Raw genomic sequence first — 20,035 nt, forward strand, 5'->3', positions numbered from 1 at the left:
ATAATGACGGGCTGTTCCGGTGCTGGCCCGTACTTCACCCGCCTCGTTTTTAAGCGGTCCCATTACGAGTACTATCTTTGCGTAAACTGCCAGTAATCAAAATTAAACAAGTTTCCTGTACCTGTTCCGGTAAATACAAAGAATACTTTGTGCACACCGGTTGCCCCGCTTACTGCAGTTTCTATTTCTCTCCACGTTTGCGCTCCACCTGTGGAAGGTACATTCAGAGTTCCAACAAGCTTACCATCAGCACTGTCGAGGCGAACTTCTATTTTCCCGCCTGAAGTGGATGCTACATTTGCTTTAAATGACCTGGCACCGCCCGCTCCGAAGTCTGCATTTCCTACAGCAATCCAGTCTCCATTTTGAATGCTTGTTACATGCTGATTATTAACTGGCCCGCCGGGTGCTGTGGACTTCTCTGTCAAAATGCGTCCATTCCAGGCAAACGTTTCAGCTTCTACCCGGTTATAAGGATTCAAATTGGAAAGCTGTGTTACACCTGCATAATTTGCTGCTACCTCTTGGATGGATCCATCTGGGTTATGCACCAGCTTATTAATATGGGGAGAACGGTATCCTTTGCCGGCCCCGAACAGAGCGGAACTGACAGTTTGCGCGTGGTACACCACATACCACTCGTTTTTAAAATTGAAAACAGCATGATGGTTGTTTCCGCCACCTCCGAAAAATGCACCCGGATTTTTCAGGAAGTGCCCTCTATATGTAAAGGGGCCCATGGGACTTGAACTGGTCATGTAGCCGATCTCACCTGGGGGTTTATCGGCCGGGTGCGTGCCGCCGAAATTAATGCAATAGGAGTAATAATATGTTCCGTTATACTTGTGCAATCCCGAATCTTCAAACATGAAAGGCGCATCAATTGTAGATGCACTTCCAACAACACTCGTCATATCAGGCCCCAATTTTATGACCCTTGCCGTTTTAGGATTGGCCCATTGTCCCTGCGTTGGATTTGAACCGCCAGGAACGCCTCCCCCGGCATACAGGTAACCGGTGCCGTCATCATCTACAAATACTGCCGGATCAAAAAGCCATACAACACCAGAAATTCCTGGCGTACTTGGCGTTACGAGCGGTTTTCCGATTGGGTCGGTCCATGGACCAATCGGGCTGTCTGCGGTGAGAACCCCGATACCTCCGCCGCTGTTTGCGAAATAAAGGAAGAATTTATCCTTGCCATTGATTTTTTTTACTGCGATTGACGGTGCCCATGACGCCCCTGCCCATTTTGCTATCCCACGGCCACCATTAGCTCCATTGGCACCTGCTACCGGAATGGCTCCGTGGTCTGTCCAGTTCACCATATCCGCTGAAGAAATGACGAATACTTTATTCAAATTGGCAAATGAATTATCTTTAATCGTTCCGTTGCTATTATATTCATAGTCATCACTTGACATATAAATATAGACTCTCCCGTTATAGGTCAGCGCAACCGGATCCGCTCCCAAATGATGGTCGATAAGCGGATTTGAATTCCCTACATGTTTTGCAATTGTACTACTGGTGGCAGCATACGCAGACTTTCCAGATAAACAGCTCAATAATAAAGCAAAAACAAATAAACATACGCTACACTTTTTCCTCATCACTTCACATCCTCCTTTTTCCTTAATAATGAAGGGTTCTTTTGAAATTTGTTAACAACAGGTCATGAAGACTGCACCACTTGTTTCTTCAAGATCAATCTAGAAAAGTTCCCCCATTCCTAGCGGTCATTGTCCAGAAAATAAAATGGCGAATTGTTCAAGTCCCCTATAACGCTCGAGCAGGTATGTATATTTATTCAAAAAAATCCCTTTATCTAACATCCTACATTATTAAAAAAATAGTGTATAGAATACTTTTGGAGGAATTCGTGTTCGATTCTACAAAGGAACTGGATACATTTATTCATTGTTTAGATGGGGCTACATATACGGCTGTTACCGACTTTTCTTCGCTTAGACTGTTCCCTCGATTATTGACATAATAGACATCATCTCTGCTGATAGGGAATCAAGGCTTAAAACCACTCAATCTATTGAAGTATTGTTCTCTTCTTTGCAAGACCTTTCGTTATCATTTCGCCCTCTTCCCCGCGAAATATGTCATATTTTTTCATCTTTATGTAATGAGCGTTTTCGAAAAATCAGCCGTTCATGCCGCTGCTTTTTAAAGAGTATAAGAACTATTGAGCGGTATACCCGCTTTTTTCATGTTTTGTTCATATTTTATTAATTGTTTATTCAACACTGTCCGCTATAGTAATCCATATCAACAAATATGACTGCCACTCGCATCTTTTAAGAAAGGAGGTCCGTTACGCTGAAAGAAAAAATAAAGACCTTAGGCCGTTTTTGCACCGTAGGCGTCGGCAATACGCTGATAGATTTTGGTGTCTTCTTTCTTCTTACCGCTTGTCATGTCTCTTATCTGCCGGCGCAGATCTGCTCCTATACTGCAGGTATCGTCAACAGCTATGTGTGGAACCGGAATTGGACGTTTTGTGTGAAACGTAAGGCTGACGGGAAAGAGATCGTGCGTTTTCTCATGATTAATATTGCCGCGTCAGGGATCACCTTTTTGCTGCTTTATTTGTTTCAAAATTGCGGCTGCTCGCTTTTGGTGAGTAAGCTCGCCGCCACTATCGGCGGAATGATGATGAATTTTATCGGAAACCGAATCTGGGTATTTGGAGATTCGATGAAAAACATACAGGATCAGGAGTGAGGATGAATGAGAAAAAAAGTGAGAAAAGCAGTTATTCCCGCAGCGGGTTTAGGAACGAGATTTCTGCCGGCGACAAAGGCGCAGCCTAAAGAAATGCTCCCAATCGTCGACAAACCAGCAATCCAATATATTGTAGAAGAGGCCGCAGAGTCAGGAATTGAAGATATACTGATTATTACAGGGAGAAACAAACGCTCGATTGAAGATCATTTTGATCGGTCGGCGGAATTGGAATTCAATCTCCGGGAAAAAGGCAAGACGGAGACACTTAAGGAAATGCAGCAGATTGCCGATTTGGCCAACATTCATTACATCCGCCAGAAAGAACCGCTCGGATTAGGCCATGCGGTGCTGTGTGCGGAGCATTTTATCGGAGATGAGCCTTTTGCTGTTCTCTTAGGTGATGATATTATGGTGTCTGAAACACCGGCTCTTCGGCAATTAATGGATGTATATGACGTTTATGGCACAGAGGTTGTCGGTGTACAGTCAGTTCTCCCTGAGGATGTCAGCAAATATGGTATTATAAATACATCAGGGTCTCAAGGGCATGTATATGAAGTGAACGATTTAGTGGAAAAGCCTTCTCCTGAAGAAGCACCTTCGGAAATCGCAGTAATGGGACGTTATGTGCTGAATTCTTCGATCTTCTCCGTTTTGAAGACAATTGGCAGAGGCGCGGGCAACGAAATTCAGCTGACAGATGCGCTTCGTGAGGTTTGCCGTAAGGAGCCGATCCATGCCCGGTTGCTGGAAGGAAATCGATATGACATTGGCGATAAGCTGGGCTGTTTTAAAGCGAGCACCGAAATCGGCTTAATGCGTCCCGAAATGAGATCTCAGCTTTTGGCCTATTTAGAAGATGTGATCAAACGGGAAACGAAAGAAATGCTGCGGTAAAAAAATTGTAACCATCTTGCTCGTCAATCAGTCATATAATAGTGAAAAAGATTAGGACAGGTTGTGAAGAATGTGGGCAGTTTGATAAGCGAAATTTTAACATGGCTGACGAACATGGGATATGCGGGTATTGCGATTGGGTTAATGATTGAAATCATTCCGAGTGAGATTGTATTAGCTTATGGCGGCTATATGGTATCGGAGGGCACGATTGGATTTATTGGCGCAATTATTGCGGGTGTTATCGGGGGCACCATTGCCCAGATCTTTATTTACTGGATCGGCCGCTATGGCGGCAGGCCATTTCTGGACAAATACGGGAAGTATTTATTGATTAAAAAGCATCATATCGACATGTCGGAAAACTGGTTTCAGAAATACGGCGCCGGAGTTGTCTTCTCGGCTCGTTTTATACCGGTTGTCAGACATGCCATATCCATTCCGGCAGGTATTGCCAGAATGCCTTTTCTCAAATTTGTGGTACTGACTGTGCTTGCTATCATTCCATGGTCTATTCTGTTTGTTTATTTAGGCATACAGCTAGGAAGCCAGTGGGATGATGTTGAGAATATAGCAGGCACTTATACAACACCGATTATGATATTGGCTGTTGTCGTGATAGCCCTTTATTTTGTGATTAAGAAACGTACAGCCATATTTAAACGATAGCTAGCGGATATGCATAGGGGTGACTGACGCTCCCCTATGCATATTTTTTTACTTCCGATGTTGATTTGCCAGCTTCAGATTCTCCGCTAAAAATGCGACAAACACTTCATCCCGCACGAGCGATGCGGCATAATTTCTCTTAATAAACCATTCTGCCTCTTCAAACGCTGCGAATGTTTCGTCTTGGGTTTCTCCGTTAATTTGAATATTCCATTCGTTGTCTAAAGGGAAAAGAAAAAATCTCATTTGTGCGCGATTTTCATATAATGATCCATTCGCAGATCCCTTTAGATTATAGATGTTACGGAAGGCATCCGGCCGTACAGGATCAATGCGGAAAGCTTCAGCTACAAACAACTCGTATACTTCATCGGTTATTGAACAGCCGGACGCTTTTGCATGCCCTCCGCCGCCATATCGGCCGGCGATTTCTGACACATCGATGTAATCATGAATGGTGCGGAGACTGACTCGTTTTGACCCCATGCTCAAAATCGCAATGTAATCGAGGTGCGGGTTATCTTTCCCTAGCCTGTTCCCCAGCTCTGAATGGTACGATTCAGCGTGAACGATGCCTACACAGTGTTCGTGAACAAAGGTTTGTACCATTTCCCTTTTCTTTCTGCGGAGGTGGCGCTCGATTTTTTCGTCTTCTAAATCAAGCAGTTTTTCTTCAAAATCATCGAAGAAAAATTCGTCATGCGTGGAAAGGCGCTGGATCATTTTTGCTTCAAATTCATCGATTGACAGCAAAAAGAAAAGATCATTAAGCCGCTTCGCCTGTTTTTGGTCGTACCGCTCCCACTCCCATGTATCGTATTGGCGGACGAGCTCTGTGAATTGATCTAAGGCGTTTGTCGGTTTCATGAAGCCATTTTCAACGAGATAGCCATATAAAAGCGATGTCGCGGATGTGAGCCTTCCATCATCGTATTCCACCTGGACAAATCCCCATTCATGCTCATTCAAATGAAGGGCTGTTTTATGATGGTCAATGAGCTTCACTTTGCCCCCTGCATGAACATACTCATTCAATCTCTCTTCGTTTTCTTCATTGACGGCGAGATCGGTGATGAATAACGCGTCCTGTCTGTTACTCTCCTTCGCTTTTTCTAAAAAGTACTGCACCTGTGCGTTTAAGCCGTTGACAGAGTTATACCGGACCTCTACGTCTTTTCCGAACGCCAATTTTGCTACGATTCCGCATCCTACTCCATCCAAGTCGTTATGTGAATATAAATGATACATAATGTAGGCCCCTTTTTATGATAAACTGACAATTGCCACTAGAGGTGCGGCAGCCTTTATTTACTATTCTAAAAAACCAAGCGTTTTATGCAATGGTAATTAGTTGACATAATGTTGTTATTGTAAATATATAAAGGAGCGCTTTTTTTGCGCTCCTAAGTTCTTGCTTTTACACCGGATAAACCGGATGTTTTCGATTGGTAAATGTCATTTCCTTTGTCATGTATGCCTTGAGCCGTTTGGCCAGCTCATCACGCAGCGAATTGGCTGGGATAACAGCATCAATGATCATTTCTGAAGCCAGACGGTAGATATTGATGTCCTCTTTATATTCTTCCCGTTTGCTGCTGATAAATGCGGCTCTCTCTTCTTCTGGCAGCTCGGCGATTTTTTTAGCGTAGACAGCGTTTACAGCTGCCTCAGGGCCCATGACGGCGATTTGGGCGGTTGGGAGCGCTAGACAGCAATCCGGTTCAAATGCCGGCCCTGCCATTGCATACAACCCAGCCCCGTAAGCTTTTCGGACAATGACTGAGAGTTTTGGAACAGTTGCCTCCGACATCGCAGAAATCATTTTCGCTCCGTGTCTGATAATCCCAGCCTGTTCTACTTTTGTGCCAATCATAAAACCGGGGATATCGGCTAAGAACAGCAATGGGATATGAAAAGCGTCACATAAGGTAATAAACTTAGCCGCTTTGTCTGCTGAATCGTGGAATAAGACGCCTCCTTTTACCTTCGGCTGGTTTGCAACAATGCCGACAGGCTGTCCGTGGATTCGTGCGAGGCCCGTCAATAATTCCGGTGCAAATAAGGCTTTGATCTCAAAAAATGAGTCTTCATCTATGACCCGCTCAATCAGCTCATGCATATCAAAAGGTGCGTTTTGATTTTGCGGAATGACGTCGGCAAGCGGAGTGTCGAAGTGTTTTGGCGGGCGTTTCTTATGAATGGGCGCTTTTTCTTGAAAATTTGCCGGAAAGTAAGACAAATAAGCCCGCGCCAGCTGTATGGCTTCTTCTTCAGTTTCTGCAAGAATATCTCCGCAGCCGGAGATTGAGCAATGCATACGGGCGCCACCCATTTCTTCAAGAGACACTTTTTCGCCAATAACCATTTCCGCCATCCTTGGCGAGCCTAAATACATGGAGGCGTTACCGTCTACCATAACGACGATATCACAGAAGGCCGGAATATAAGCGCCACCTGCTGCAGATGGTCCGAAAAGCAGACAGATTTGCGGAATGCGTCCTGATAATTTGACTTGATTGTAAAAAATTCTTCCTGCACCGCGTCTCCCTGGAAAGACATTGATTTGGTCGGTAATTCGGGCGCCTGCCGAATCGACTAAATAAATGAGCGGACAGTTTAATTTTTCGGCGGTTTCTTGAATTCTGATGATTTTTTCAACTGTTTTAGCTCCCCATGACCCCGCTTTCACTGTTGAATCATTCGCCATGACGCAAACGGTTTGGCCGCCGATTTTGCCGATAGCGGTTACAACTCCGTCAGCGGGAAGCCCGTCTGACATACATTCCGCAAAAAAAGCGTCTTCTAGCTCAATGTCATCGTCAAAGAGAAGGGAAAGCCGCTCTCTGACAAAGAGCTTGCCTTTTTCCCGATTGCTTTGATGATACTTTTCCGCTCCGCCTTTTCGAATCCGTTCAGCCCGTTCTGTTCGTTCCTTTTCATAATCCATCAGCATTGCCTCCCTTTTATATTCCCTTGTATACGGCCCGTCTTTTTTCTTGAAAGGCCTGAAGCCCTTCTCTCCTGTCTTTTGTCGGGATGGTTTGTTCATACGCTTTTTGTTCAATCGCAAGGCCTGTAGCGAGATCTGTCTCCAATCCTTTATTGATTGCAAATTTAGCCTGACGGACAGCGATCGGCCCGTTGGCAGAAATGGCTGCGGCCAGTTCCTCTGCTTTTGGCATAAGGTCACAAGGAGCCGTGACATGCTCTACAAGGCCTATTTCTTTTGCTTCGTGTGCGGTCACGCGTCTGCCTGTATAAATGAATTCTTTTGCTTTTCCTCTGCCAATCAGCCGGGGCAGCCTTTGGGTCCCTCCAGCGCCCGGGATAATAGCTAATCCTGTTTCCGGAAGTCCCAGCACAGCTGATTCAGCTGCGATTCGAAGGTCGCATGCCAATGTCAATTCTAGTCCGCCGCCTAATGCGCTTCCATTTATCGCAGCTATGACCGGCTGCGGCAAGGCATCAAGTAAAGCCGCCGTTCTTTGAATGAGAGATACACTTTCCAGAACCTGATCTTCTTTCAGTTTTATCCGTTCCTTCAGGTCTGCCCCTGCACAAAACGCTTTTTCACCGGTGCCTGTGAGGATGACGCAGCGGATGTTTGAGTTGAATTCAATTTCCTGAAGAATCATTTGCAGGTTTCTAAGCATTTCCGCTGAAAGAGCATTTGCTGCCTGAGGCCTGTTTAAGGTGATCAACGCAATATGTTCATTTTTAACAGTAAAAAGAATAGATTCTCCCATTGTATGCGTCCTCCCTTTTATCAAGATGATTTAAACACCTGTAAATTTCTGCTCGGCAGCGGTTTGCCCATTTTTTCTTCTATCCATTTGGCCGCAGATAGCAGTTTTTCTAGCTTTACATTTGTTTTGATATCCATCTGTTCAAGCATGTACACGATATCCTCAGTTGCGGCGTTTCCTGATGAACCTGGCGCATATGGGCATCCACCAAGCCCGCCTGCCGAGCCGTCGAACACCGTGATGCCCATTTGGAGTGCTGTGACCATGTTGGCAAGAGCGGTTCCTCTCGTATCATGAAAATGCAGGGCAATTTGATTAGCCGGGAATCGTGCCAAAAGAGCTTCAAGTACAGTTTCCACTTGGGCGGGATTAGCCGCTCCAATCGTATCTCCAAGCGACAGTTCAGAAATCCCGTATTCAAATAGAGCTTCTGAAAGGCGAATGACTTGTTCAATGGGGACATCTTTTTCGTACGGACAGCCGAAAACAGTCGAGAGGTAGGCTCTGGTTGTGAGGTTTGCTTTTTTTGCGTCGTTGTTTACTTGTTTGAGTATATGAAGGGATTCAGAAGTGGATTTATTGATGTTTTTTCTGTTGTGCGTCTCGCTGGCGGACATAAAAACGCAAGCCTCGTTAATGCCTCCTTCAAGCGCATTCTCCAGTCCTCTTTGATTCGGGACAAGTGCCGCGTACGTTACCCCTTTTAAACGGTCGATGCCTTTTGCTACGTCGATAGCATCTCGAAGCGCCGGAATCCATTTCGGGTGAACGAAGGATGTGATTTCAATATACGACAGCCCTGTCCGGGAAAGCTGGTTGATCCAGGTTATTTTATCCTCTGTTGCGATCCATACGGGCTCGTTTTGTAAGCCGTCACGCGGGCCGACTTCTTTGATTGTCACTTTTTTAGGATATGACATGGTCTTCCTCCAAATTATTGAGTGGAATCGCTCAGTTCGAGCAGTACGTCTCCTTCATTTACAAAGTCGCCTTCATTTTTTTTGACTTCTTTTACGATTCCGCTTCTATCTGCAACGATCGGGATTTCCATTTTCATCGATTCCAAAATGGCTACCTCCTGGCCCTTTTCGATTTGGTCGCCGGCTTTGACGTGGACTTTCCACAGGTTTCCTGCCATTTGTATGCTAACCGTCATGACAACTGCCTCCTTTATAGGTGTTGTTTCAAAAAGTCAGTCGTGACATCCCCTTCTTTAAATGCCTTTGTTGCCGCAGCCTGTATGAGAAGCGGAAGATTTGTTTTGATTCCCTCTACACGATAGTCGCGGAGCGCTGTCTCCAGTTTTTCAATTGCTTCTGTTCTGGTTTGGCCTTTGACAATCATCTTAGCGATCATCGGGTCATAAAAAGGGGTAACGGTGATGTCTTTTGCTACCGCACATTCGTGTCTGACTCCTTTTTGGTCAGGAAGTGAAAACGCAGTGATCGTACCCGGTGACGGGAAGAAGGTCTTGGGATCTTCCGCGTATATTCGAACCTCTATCGCATGCCCGTTCCGTTGGATGTCTTTTTGGGAGAATGTGAGTGTATGGCCCGCAGCAATCCGCAGCTGCTGCTCAACTAAGTCCAGGCCTGTTATTTCTTCAGTCACGGGGTGTTCAACTTGCAGTCTCGTATTCATTTCGAGGAAATAAAAATTTTGCTTCTGGTCAACTATAAATTCGATGGTGCCTGCGTTCGTATAGCCGATTGCCTTCGCTGCTTTTACCGCTGTTTGCCCGATCTTCATTCTTAGTTCATCGTCTACAAATGGAGACGGTGCTTCTTCAATGACTTTTTGGTGGCGCCTCTGAACAGAGCAATCACGTTCAAACAGATGTACTGTATGGCCGTGTTGATCGGCCAAAAGCTGAACCTCGATGTGACGCGCATGTTCAATAACTTTTTCTATATACATCGACCCGTCACCGAAAAAATCTGCTGCGCGCTTTTTGTTTCCCTCGTACGCTTTTTTTAATGCTTCTTCATTTTCAACACGCTGCATTCCGATGCCCCCTCCGCCCGCTGAAGCTTTCAGCATGACAGGATAGCCGATTTGACTTGCGGTGCGGCAGGCTGCCTCTATATCTCCGAGGGATTCAGAAACGCCCGGCACCACAGGGACACCTGCAGCCTCCATTGCTTTTCGCGCTTCAATTTTGCTGCCCATCTTTGCGATGATATCAGGGGAAGGTCCGATAAACACGATGTTTTCTTGCTTGCAGCGTTCAGCGAATCGGCTGTTTTCTGATAACAATCCATATCCAGGGTGGATCGCGTCGGCATTTGCTTTTTTCGCCGTCTTTATGATTCTCTCTATATTTAAATAACTTTCACTGACTCTCGATTCCCCGATCAAATAAGCCTCTGTAGCGGCTTTTGTATGGAGCGCGTCCTTGTCTGCTTCTGAATAAACAGCGACCGTTTTAATGCCGAGACGGCTGCATGTTCGGATAATTCTCATTGCAATTTCTCCGCGGTTGGCGATCAGTACTTTTGTAAACATGATTTCACCTCATTGACTTGATGATAGGTTGAACATTTCAATCGTTTTTTCTCGCAGTTTATATTTTTGAATTTTGCCTGAGGCCGTCATCGGATAGTCATCCGTAAAAATAACATAACGCGGAATTTTGTGGCGGGCGATTTTCCCTTTGCAATAGGCTTTAAGCTCATCAGGTGATACGCTTTTACCGTCTTTCAGTTTAATCCAGGCTGCGGCTTCCTCCCCGAATTTGGCGTCAGGCACACCAACGACCTGTACATCTAAAACAGCGGGATGCCGGTATAAAAATTCTTCAATTTCCCGCGGATAAATGTTCTCGCCGCCTCTGATGAGCATATCTTTTAATCTCCCGGTGATGCGGCAGTACCCGTCTTCGTCCATGACAGCAAGATCTCCGGTAAACAGCCATCCGTCATGATTGATTGCTTTTCTGGTCGCATCTTTGTCTTTATAATAGCCTTTCATGACGTGATAGCCACGGGTGCACAGTTCTCCCTGCATGCCTCTTTGAACTTCTTGACATGTCCTAGGTTCTACAATTTTCACCTCAGTATGTGGCAGGGCGCGGCCGGTTGTTTCGACTCTTCTTATGAAGGAATCATTTGCTCTCGTTTGCGTAATGACTGGCGAGGCTTCGGTTTGTCCATAGGCGATCGTAATGTCTTTCATGCCCATCCTTTCAATCACAGCTTTCATCACTTCACTTGGACAGGGAGAGCCGGCCATGATTCCTGTTCGGAGCGTCGATAGATCATATGCATCAAAATTCGGATGATGCAGCTCGGCGATAAACATGGTAGGCACACCATGGAGCGCTGTGCATCTCTCTTTTTCTACCGTTTTAAGGACGGTAACGGGATCAAATTCTTGCACGGGTATCATGGCTGCCCCGACGGATACACATGCCAAAACCCCAAGGACGCATCCAAAGCAGTGAAAAAACGGAACCGGGATGCACATGCGGTCTTGAGAAGTTAAAACCATACATTCAGCGATATTGGCAGCGTTATTAATGACATTAAAATGGGTTAGCATCACGCCTTTTGGAAACCCTGTCGTTCCTGATGTGTATTGCATATTAATCACATCGTCTTTATCCAGGCTGTTCATTCTCTCTTCAAGCTCAGCATCTGTCACTGTTTTCGCCAATATCTCTGTATCGTCCCAATGATACATGCCAGGCAACCGTTTATTGCCAATATAGATCAGCGTTTTTAAAAAGGGATAGCGTTCTGATTTCAGTTGGCCGGGTTTTGCTTCTTGCAGTTCTGGAATTAAACTGCTCACGATGTCTGGATAAGAAGTGCCCCTGTATGAATCCATGATAATAAGCGCGGAGGCATCCGATTGCTTTAACAAGTAGTCCAGCTCGTGTGCTTGATAATTGGTATTGACGGTCACGAGCACGGCTCCGATCTTCGCAGTTGCGAACTGGACGGCAAGCCATTCAGGGATATTAGAAGCCCATATGGCGACGTGGTCTCCTTTTCCAATCCCCATTCGCATGAGCCCTTTAGCGGTTTGACGGCACAGACTGTCAAATTCGGCGTACGTATAGCGGATATTTCGGTCTGGATACACAACAGCGTCTCGATCGGGATACGTATCAGCTGTTTGTTCCAGCAGCCTGCCGATTGTGGAATGGATGAGTTCAGCCATTCATTGCTCCTCCTTTCTTAATGATCGGAAAGCGTTTACATTTTTTTATTTTAAAAGCTGTCTGGCGATCACGAGACGCTGAATTTCAGATGTGCCTTCACCGATTTCCATTAATTTTGCGTCCCGCAGCATCCGTTCCACCCCATACTCTTTCATATAGCCTGAACCTCCATGGATTTGAATGGCTTGATTGCAAGCTCTTGTCGCCATTTCAGATGCGAATAGCTTGGCGTACGCCGCTTCTTTGGTGAACGGGCGGTTATGGTCTTTCAGCCAGGCGGCTTTTAACACCATTTGCCGTGCCAGATCAATTTCCATCGCCATGTCAGCAAGCTTAAATTGAATCGCTTGAAAGGAAGAAATCGGCTGTCCAAACTGCTTTCGTTCTTTCGCATATGCCAATGATGCGTCAAGGGCCGCTTGGGCAATGCCGACTGCAAGAGCAGCGATGGAGATTCGCCCTCCGTCCAGCGTATATAGAAACTGTTTAAACCCTTTTGTTGGATCGCCAAGTAAGTTGGCCGCAGGCACTCTTACATCCTCAAGCAAAATTTCCGCTGTATTCGAACCGCGGACGCCCATTTTATCGTACGGGCTCGTAATCGTAAGTCCGGGTGTGTCAGTTGGCACGATTAATGCGGAGATGATGTTTTTTCCGTCTTTGTTTTTGCCTGTTACGGCGGTTACAATAACTGTGCGTGCGTAGCTTGCATTCGTGATCCAGCACTTTTCGCCGTTGATTACATACTCGTCACCATTTGAAATTGCTTTTGTTTGAGTGCCTCCTGCATCTGAGCCGGCATTTGGTTCCGTCAGGCCGAATGATCCGAGTGCTGTGCCTGAAGCCAGCGGCGTCAAATGCATCCGTTTTTGTTCTTCTGTTCCGAAGTAGTAAAGAGGGCTTGCGCCTAGCGAGACCGCTGCAGCATAGCTTAATCCAGTACTGCCGCAGGCTTTGCCGACTTCTTCAACCGCTAAGGCATATGAAATCGTATCACCGCCAGATCCGCCGTATTCTTCTGGAAATGGAATACCCATCAGACCGAGTTCACCCATTTTTTTAAATGTTTGGATCGGGAACTCGCCTGTTTGATCTACATGTTCAGCGTGAGGAGCAATTTCTTTTTTCGCAAAATCTTTTACCATTTCACGCACCATTTGTTGTTCTTTTGTCAGCTCAAAATTCACATCGTTTCCTCCTTCACATCTTTGTAACATCCTATTAGGCGAGTTCTATAATCATTCCCTGACAAGAAAAGTCTGAAAATTAAAACTGAATCCGTAGGCGCATACCATCCATATCGCAAACGCAATAACTTGGCCCTTTGATAAAGCCGGGAGGATGAGGGAGATTCCAAAGGGAAATCGTATCAATCAAATCAATAAACCGACCGCTGATCCCCATATATAGCTTGATCACCGCGAACTGTGATTGATCGAGTTTTTGATAGAGAAAGAACACAAGGCATAAAACAAGAGCGGTGCCCGCTTCCAAGAGAAGAAAGTTCGTCAAAAAGGCTTCTTCAGCCGGATCAGTCAACACAGCATCTTCGAACAGCACAAAAAATAATGTGGCACCTAACCAGACTAGAAATGAAAACGTAAAACACGTCCTGTACGTGTTTCTCTTCGATTTTACTTAGTACTAGTTTCTCAGATTCCAATAATGGAAAATGTCCAAACACCGCCTCCAATATTCATGTGAATCTCACCTTTGTTTTTTAAAAAATTCAGCGGTTTACCATCGTTTCCTGTCTCCAAAATCACTTTTAAAAAAAGACGACTTAGAAAGCCGTCCTTCTCATTTCTTATTTTGTTGTTCGTTTGGAAGCCTTGCTTTCATTATGAAGCCGGTCTGCTGAAGTGACATAATACGTATATTTCTTGTTGGGATCTGCCGTGTTATCTAAGAAGGTTTGCTGCTCATGTGTTTTTCTTTGCGTTTCCAGCAATGTTCTCTGCTTTTTCCCTTCGGCTCTGTATATCGCATAATAGGCTGTTTCTTTCGTTTTTTGATTTGATGGGTGATCTTTAATCTGCAGAAGATTGCCGTTTTTGTCTTCGGTGACTTTCGTAAGCTTCGGTTTTTTTGGGGCGGTATTGTCAAGCCAAGGCATTTGCGGAACCAGTGCCGGCTTGCTGTAAAGATCGGCGATAAGCCTGTCTTTGATGCCAAGCGGATTTTTGTTGAGGTCCTTGAGGCTGAAATGCATGCTTCCTTTCACCAGTTCAAGCTGGCGGTTCAAAGTGATTTGCCGCACATATTCCTCAGGGTCGGACCAAGGCGGATCAAAATTGTTATTGATTTTATATGCTGCCTGGCCAATATATAAGTGAACAGGTCTATTTTTGACTTCATTGCTCCACCAATCAGCCAGCACGTCGTAAGCCGCTGCGTTAAAGCCGATACTCCAATAAATTTGCGGAGCAATATAATCGATGTCGCCTTCTTGGATCCAATGTCTTGTGTCTGCATATAGATCGTCATAATTTCTGACGCCTGCTTTTGTATTCGATCCGGTCGGGTCATCTGCGGCGTTTCTCCATACTCCAAAGGGACTGATGCCGAATTTGACATACGGTTTTGCAGCTTTAATTGTTTGGTTGATTTGTTTGACAAGCTGGTTCACATTGTCCCGCCGCCAGTCATCGATATTAGAAAAAGCGTCTTTTCCGTATTGTTCATACTGTGCTTGATCAGGAAATTCCTGTCCTGCTATTTTATAAGGGTAAAAATAATCATCCATATGAACAGCATCGATATCATAATGTTTTACGACTTCTTCAATGCCTTTGACGATAAAATCTCTCGCTTCTGGAATGCCTGGATGATAATACAGCTGGTTTCCGTAGGCGGCAACCCAATCTGGATGTTTTCTTGCCGGGTGACTCTCAGACAATTTATTAAGATCTGTATGATTCATTGTAATACGGTAAGGGTTAAACCACGCGTGAAATTCCAAATTTCGTTTATGGGTTTCTTCAATCATAAATGCAAGAGGATCATAGCCCGGGTCCTTCCCTTGGACACCGGTTAAGTATTCCGACCAAGGCCCGTAAGCTGACGGATAAAAGGCATCAGCCGTCGGTTTAATCTGAACGATAACGGCATTCATTCCCATTTTTTGCACATCGTCCAGCAGTTTGCTATACTCCTGTTTTTGCTCTTTCACAGATAACCCTTTTTTGGACGGCCAATCAATATTTAATACGGAAGCAATCCATACGGCTCTCAGCTCCCTGTCAGACTGCGCATTGGCCATAAACGGAACGGAAATGACAAACGTTCCGATGATCAAGCTGACAAGGAAACGGACAATCGACTTTTGGCAAACCTTCATTCTGTTTCTTCTCCCCCATTACATCACTTTCACTATTCGCTATTACGGTATTCCCGGGCTATAAAAGGGTGATTAACAGAATGTCTATCTCACTAAATAAACGAAAAAAGTCCTAAAGCATGTTGTGAGCCGCTTTTAGGACTTTTTATCATTCATCATGGTTTGCAGACTTTTTAACACGTCAATAAGTTTTACGCCGACTCCGACAGCCGTTTCAAGGATCGCTTGTGCTCCGGCAATAGCTAAAATAAAGATCAGCGGTATTGCAATACGAGGCAAAAAAAGATAGCCAAGTCCGATCAAGATGGCACACCAAACACCGGCACACCAGTAGCAATTGAGCATGTATCCAAAGTTAGAAGCCGGCACGCTTTTTTCATCTACATGCCCATTTTGATCAACAATCCTTTTCTTTTTCATAAAAGGTTTTCGGATAAATTCTGTGATTTTGTCGAATACAATCAAATGTGTCAGCCTGTAACTGGCTAGAATCAGCATGATAAACGTAAGAAAAGATAGATGATCCATGACAAGCCTCCAAGAAAAAGGATGATGTTATCATTCCCTAGTGTCATCGATCCATTCTTTGATACAAAAAGAAGCGGACAGAGAATGCCTCTGTCCGCGAATCTGTTCTATTGTTTGTGCGGGATTGCTTTATTTGAAGTGATCTTTTCTAAAATGTCAAGGATGATGTCAGCATTCTTTTCAGCATATGTTCCTTCCAGCATGTCTTTATGAGCGCCAAAACCCGTGTACTCGCTGTAGTTTCCACAGGCGCCTTCCCATTTCGTTAAGCCTGTATTCTCGCTGGTTTCGATTTGAATTCCAGCTTCGATGAAATGAATGCTTGCTTTGATGTGCCCTTCATTCAGCAATTGTGCCCAATATTCTTGATAGTTTCTTTTTTTCTTCATCACCTTTTCTCTGACTGCTTCAGGCAGATATGCTGCAGATTCGTCATTCTCGGTATCAATAGGCAAAGGCTGTTCTTTTAGATAAGCGTCCACGATAATGAAGTCGCTGACTTCTAATCCTTTGCGCTCCATAGCCTGTGCCACTTCAAAAGCCAGGTTTCCGCCTGCAGAGTAGCCTAATAAAACGTATGGGCCCTCAGGCTGTATGTCCGTCATGCAATTAACATATTGTTCAATGCGGGTGTCTTGTTCAATAAAGTGAAACCCGTATACGGCTGCCTTCTCATTCAGTAATAAAGCAAGGTCTTTAAAATAAATGCCAAATCCTGATATCGGCGGGAAGCAGAAAAGATTTTGCGCGCCGTGCTGGTTCAGTTTGATCACATGCTGTTCATCTGCCGCTGTCAGCTGTTTAGAATAAAGTTTTTCGGCAAGCTGAGCGATTGTCGGATGTTCGAACAAGAAATCAATCGGTATATCAATGTTCTGCTGATGTTTTAGTGTATGTATGACTTGCAGTGCTTTTAGTGAATGTCCGCCAATAGCAAAGAAGTCATCATCAATACTGATTGTGTTAACACCGAGGACTTGCTTCCAAATGTTCGCCAACTCTTCTTCAACCAAGTTTCTTGGCAATATGATGTTCTGTCGTTTGGCAGGCTTATTTTCTGGAATAGGCAGCGCGCTGCGGTCTATTTTTCCGTTTCCGGTAAGCGGCATCCGCTCCACACGCACCCAGTGCTGCGGGATCATATAGTCTGGAAGCACACGCGCCAAATCGGCGCGAAAATCCGTATCTGTTTTTGTGTGATCACCGACGTAATGAGTGTACAGCTGCGCCTCTCCATCTTTTTCTCTCAATGTCACTGCTGCTTCTTGAATGCCTTCCATTTCTAACAGGCGCGCTTCTATTTCGGCAGGCTCAATTCGTTTGCCGCGGATTTTCATTTGCCTGTCAATTCTGCTGATGTATTCTAAGTTTCCATCAGGCAGCCAGCGCGCCAAATCACCGGTACGGTATATTCTTTCTCCAGGCAAGAAAGGATGAGGAGAAAAAACAGCATTTGTCAGGTCTTCTCTGTTCAAATAGCCTTTAGCGACTCCATCACCGCCAACACAAAGCTCGCCGGGAACGCCTATTGGCAAAAGACGTTCTTTTGTATCTAAGATGTAAGCGGTGCTATTGCTGATTGGTTTTCCAATCGGAATCGGCCCCGCATAGTCTCTCTTCATTTCAAAAAAGGTTGAAAAAGTCGTGTTTTCCGTAGGACCGTAAATATTATGAAGCGCGAGATCTGGACAGGCGTGTCTGACGGCATTCATCAGGGCAGGAGAGAGTGCTTCTCCTCCGACATATAACGTATGGAGTCCGCGAAACATGTCAGCTCGTACCTGTGCCAGCTGATTAAAAAGAGCTGTCGTTAAAAATAGCACTGTGATGTCATTTTCAAACAAATACGCTCCAAACCGATCAGGTGTCAGCATTGTCGATTTATCAATGATATGAAGGCTTGCGCCATGTAAAAGTGACCCGAATATTTCAAAGGTGACGGCGTCAAAGCTGATAGATCCAGTCAGAATAAACCGGTCATCACAGGACGCAGACGTGTAATTGCTGTTTCTGACAAGGGACACGACATTGCGATTCGTGATCATGACCCCTTTCGGCCGGCCTGTTGATCCTGAGGTATACATGATATATGCAAGATCGTCTGGACTGGAGATGGTGTTGATAGGAAAATGGTTCTCTCCCATCAATGCCTGCGCATCTGCAATCATACATGTTCCTGAGAACGCAGCATTTTGCTCCAGCCCCTTTTGAACAATCAGCATTTTTGCTTGCGTTTCCTCAAGCATAAAGCTGACTCGTTCAGGCGGAAGCTCCGCATCAAGCGGGAGGTATGCTCCCCCTGCTTTTAATACGGCGAGCACACTGATCATGAATTCGGGAGAATGTGCAGCCAATATTCCGGCTGTCTCGTTTTTCCGAAATCCCTTTTGAATTAACTCTCTGGCGAGCGCATTAGAGCGTTTATCAAGCTCTTTATACGAAATAGACATATTGCCATACACAAGTGCGGTATGGTCTGGCGTCTTTTCTGCTTGTTCGCGAAATAAATCGATAATTGTATGATTCTTTGGATACTCCGTTTTTGTATTGTTGAACTGTGTGACAATCTGCTCTTTTTCTATTGCATCAAGAAAAGAAAAATCAGCAATTGGCATATGAGGGTGCTGTGCCGCTGTGCTAAGCGCTTGCGTAAATTGCCTCTTGATACAGCTGATCCAGGCAGCATCGTAAACGAATGCATTATAGCTGAACTTGACGACAAGCTCTTCGCCGGGAGCAACGACAAGATTAAAGTTATATCCTGATTGCTCGGATACTTGAACTTGAGAGATTTGCAGCGGTGAATCGGTTTGATCAGCGGAATCGGCGATTTTCTGCTGTAACGGATAGTTTTCAAAGACGATAATGTGATCAATCAGTTCCTGTTTTAATGCGGTGTTTGCCTGAATATCAAATAAAGGCTGGCAGGTAAACGGCTCAGCTTCCAGCATTTCTTTCTGGCATCGTATGAGCAGCTCGTGAAACGTTTCGTCTTGATGTGTTTTAATTCGAATCGGTATGGTATTGATAAACAACCCTATCATTTGCTCCACGCCTGGGATTTCTGACGGTCTTCCTGATACAACTGCGCCAAACACAACGTCGTCTGTGCGGTTATATTGCTGCAGCATCACACCCCAGACCGCCTGAATTAGGGTAGCGAGCGTGACGCCGTGTTGTTTTGCAGTCTCTTTCAGCTTGTCTGTCAGTGGTTTATTTAATGAAAATATCAAATCTTCACGGTGATAACCTTCTTTTGTTTCTTTATCAGACACACGGGGCAGAGGTGATGGAGTGCTGTAGTTTTTTAAATAGGTATCCCAGTAGGCTGCTGCTTTTTCTTTGTCTCGGTTTGTCAGCCAGGAAATATAGGTGCTGTACGGACGGACAGGTTCTAATGAAAGCGGTTTTCCTGCATGAATCGATTGATAAATTTGCATAAATTCCTGCATAACAATACCTAGGCACCATCCGTCCATTAAAATATGATGGTGACTCCAGATACAGACATGCTCATCTTTAGCTGTTTTGAATAGAGAAATCCGCATCAGCATGTCTTTTTGCAGATCAAAGGCTTTTTGCTTGTCCTTCTCCTTAAAGCGTTCAATATACTCATTCTGGTCGTTTGTTGGCAGATGAGAAATGTCTTCGCTGTACAAATAGAATTCACGTTCTGTCATCACGACTTGCCGAGGTCCCGACAAATGCGGGACGTGCGGCAAAAACACGGTTCTGAAAATATCATGGCGGTCGATAATGGCTTGAATGCTGCGCTGGAACCAGTCATAGCTGAGGCTTCCTTTAATGGTGAAGAGCGACTGCTCGATATACGCCCCCTCCTCTTTACGGAGGAAGGAATGAAACAGCATTCCCTCCTGCATATGACTCAGAGGATAAATGTTCTTGATTTTTTTGATGTTATCCATAGTGTCTGCACCTTTCTTCACAGTT

The 20,035-nt window shown here is 45.0% G+C and carries 16 protein-coding genes and 1 pseudogene; 3 read left to right on the top strand and 14 right to left on the bottom strand.

Annotated elements, in window-relative coordinates; all coding sequences use genetic code 11:
• Window positions 1-71: 71 nt before the first annotated feature.
• Window positions 72-1,613, bottom strand: coding sequence for an alpha-L-arabinofuranosidase (gene xynD / locus WA279_RS15945; protein ID WP_336155957.1), 1,542 nt, complete (start codon window positions 1,611-1,613; stop codon window positions 72-74).
• A 718-nt stretch (window positions 1,614-2,331) separates the two neighbouring features.
• On the opposite strand from xynD, the gene WA279_RS15950 reads away from it, so the two are divergent.
• The 3 genes from WA279_RS15950 (at window position 2,332) to WA279_RS15960 (ending at window position 4,305) form a co-directional block, all read left to right on the top strand.
• Window positions 2,332-2,736, top strand: coding sequence for a GtrA family protein (locus tag WA279_RS15950; protein WP_041518234.1), 405 nt, complete (start codon window positions 2,332-2,334; stop codon window positions 2,734-2,736).
• 6 nt (window positions 2,737-2,742) lie between these two features.
• Window positions 2,743-3,636 (top strand): UTP--glucose-1-phosphate uridylyltransferase GalU, encoded by an 894-nt coding sequence (gene galU, locus WA279_RS15955; protein WP_003245127.1) that lies wholly within the window; start codon window positions 2,743-2,745, stop codon window positions 3,634-3,636.
• Between the two features lie 72 nt (window positions 3,637-3,708).
• The gene (locus WA279_RS15960; RefSeq protein ID WP_003231529.1) at window positions 3,709-4,305 is read left to right on the top strand and encodes a DedA family protein; all 597 of its coding nucleotides are present in this window, start codon (window positions 3,709-3,711) and stop codon (window positions 4,303-4,305) included.
• A 48-nt stretch (window positions 4,306-4,353) separates the two neighbouring features.
• Here WA279_RS15960 and nrnB read toward each other — a convergent pair whose 3' ends face one another.
• The 13 genes and pseudogenes from nrnB to ppsE form a co-directional block, all read right to left on the bottom strand.
• Window positions 4,354-5,553 (bottom strand): oligoribonuclease NrnB, encoded by a 1,200-nt coding sequence (gene nrnB, locus WA279_RS15965; RefSeq protein WP_336155959.1) that lies wholly within the window; start codon window positions 5,551-5,553, stop codon window positions 4,354-4,356.
• Window positions 5,554-5,722: 169 nt separating this feature from the next.
• The gene (locus tag WA279_RS15970; protein ID WP_072174027.1) at window positions 5,723-7,258 is read right to left on the bottom strand and encodes an acyl-CoA carboxylase subunit beta; all 1,536 of its coding nucleotides are present in this window, start codon (window positions 7,256-7,258) and stop codon (window positions 5,723-5,725) included.
• A 10-nt stretch (window positions 7,259-7,268) separates the two neighbouring features.
• A complete protein-coding gene (locus WA279_RS15975; RefSeq protein ID WP_336155960.1) occupies window positions 7,269-8,051 on the bottom strand; it encodes an enoyl-CoA hydratase in 783 nt (260 codons plus the stop codon).
• A 20-nt stretch (window positions 8,052-8,071) separates the two neighbouring features.
• Window positions 8,072-8,971 carry a hydroxymethylglutaryl-CoA lyase gene (ldeG, locus tag WA279_RS15980; RefSeq protein WP_336155961.1) on the bottom strand — a complete coding sequence of 300 codons (900 nt, stop codon included), beginning with the start codon at window positions 8,969-8,971 and terminating at the stop codon, window positions 8,072-8,074.
• A 14-nt stretch (window positions 8,972-8,985) separates the two neighbouring features.
• Complete coding sequence (locus WA279_RS15985) at window positions 8,986-9,207, bottom strand: acetyl-CoA carboxylase biotin carboxyl carrier protein subunit (protein ID WP_014476962.1); 222 nt, start codon at window positions 9,205-9,207, stop codon at window positions 8,986-8,988.
• A 14-nt stretch (window positions 9,208-9,221) separates the two neighbouring features.
• Window positions 9,222-10,556: an acetyl-CoA carboxylase biotin carboxylase subunit gene (locus WA279_RS15990; protein WP_251188421.1), complete on the bottom strand. Its 1,335-nt coding sequence runs from the start codon at window positions 10,554-10,556 to the stop codon at window positions 9,222-9,224.
• A gap of 9 nt (window positions 10,557-10,565) precedes the next feature.
• Entirely contained in the window at window positions 10,566-12,215 is a 1,650-nt protein-coding gene (locus WA279_RS15995; protein WP_336155964.1) for an AMP-binding protein, read from the bottom strand.
• A 45-nt stretch (window positions 12,216-12,260) separates the two neighbouring features.
• Window positions 12,261-13,403, bottom strand: coding sequence for an acyl-CoA dehydrogenase (locus tag WA279_RS16000; RefSeq protein ID WP_047182687.1), 1,143 nt, complete (start codon window positions 13,401-13,403; stop codon window positions 12,261-12,263).
• A gap of 51 nt (window positions 13,404-13,454) precedes the next feature.
• A pseudogene (locus tag WA279_RS16005) lies at window positions 13,455-13,758 on the bottom strand (DUF5367 family protein).
• Window positions 13,748-13,912 (bottom strand): hypothetical protein, encoded by a 165-nt coding sequence (locus tag WA279_RS16010; RefSeq protein ID WP_336156055.1) that lies wholly within the window; start codon window positions 13,910-13,912, stop codon window positions 13,748-13,750. The pseudogene WA279_RS16005 and the gene WA279_RS16010 overlap by 11 nt, the downstream one beginning before the upstream one ends.
• Window positions 13,913-14,023: 111 nt before the next feature.
• Window positions 14,024-15,556, bottom strand: coding sequence for a glycoside hydrolase family 10 protein (locus WA279_RS16015; protein WP_251188418.1), 1,533 nt, complete (start codon window positions 15,554-15,556; stop codon window positions 14,024-14,026).
• A 135-nt stretch (window positions 15,557-15,691) separates the two neighbouring features.
• A complete protein-coding gene (locus WA279_RS16020; RefSeq protein ID WP_014476970.1) occupies window positions 15,692-16,084 on the bottom strand; it encodes a DUF1360 domain-containing protein in 393 nt (130 codons plus the stop codon).
• A gap of 107 nt (window positions 16,085-16,191) precedes the next feature.
• Window positions 16,192-20,031, bottom strand: a complete 3,840-nt coding sequence (ppsE, locus tag WA279_RS16025) for a plipastatin non-ribosomal peptide synthetase PpsE (protein ID WP_336155966.1) — start codon at window positions 20,029-20,031, stop codon at window positions 16,192-16,194.
• Between the last annotated feature and the right edge of the window lie 4 nt (window positions 20,032-20,035).

Source organism: Bacillus sp. 204(2023), assembly GCF_037027505.1.
GTDB lineage: Bacteria > Bacillota > Bacilli > Bacillales > Bacillaceae > Bacillus > Bacillus subtilis.

Excerpts from the sequence above, each read along its gene's own strand:
- WA279_RS15975 (WP_336155960.1), bottom strand. The coding sequence starts at position 8,051 with ATGGGAGAATCTATTCTTTTTACTGTTAAAAATGAACATATTGCGTTG.
- galU (WP_003245127.1), top strand. The coding sequence starts at position 2,743 with ATGAGAAAAAAAGTGAGAAAAGCAGTTATTCCCGCAGCGGGTTTAGGA.
- nrnB (WP_336155959.1), bottom strand. The coding sequence starts at position 5,553 with ATGTATCATTTATATTCACATAACGACTTGGATGGAGTAGGATGCGGA.
- WA279_RS16015 (WP_251188418.1), bottom strand. The coding sequence starts at position 15,556 with ATGAAGGTTTGCCAAAAGTCGATTGTCCGTTTCCTTGTCAGCTTGATC.
- WA279_RS15985 (WP_014476962.1), bottom strand. The coding sequence starts at position 9,207 with ATGACGGTTAGCATACAAATGGCAGGAAACCTGTGGAAAGTCCACGTC.
- WA279_RS15995 (WP_336155964.1), bottom strand. The coding sequence starts at position 12,215 with ATGGCTGAACTCATCCATTCCACAATCGGCAGGCTGCTGGAACAAACA.
- WA279_RS16020 (WP_014476970.1), bottom strand. The coding sequence starts at position 16,084 with ATGGATCATCTATCTTTTCTTACGTTTATCATGCTGATTCTAGCCAGT.
- WA279_RS15990 (WP_251188421.1), bottom strand. The coding sequence starts at position 10,556 with ATGTTTACAAAAGTACTGATCGCCAACCGCGGAGAAATTGCAATGAGA.
- WA279_RS15970 (WP_072174027.1), bottom strand. The coding sequence starts at position 7,258 with ATGCTGATGGATTATGAAAAGGAACGAACAGAACGGGCTGAACGGATT.
- xynD (WP_336155957.1), bottom strand. The coding sequence starts at position 1,613 with ATGAGGAAAAAGTGTAGCGTATGTTTATTTGTTTTTGCTTTATTATTG.
- ldeG (WP_336155961.1), bottom strand. The coding sequence starts at position 8,971 with ATGTCATATCCTAAAAAAGTGACAATCAAAGAAGTCGGCCCGCGTGAC.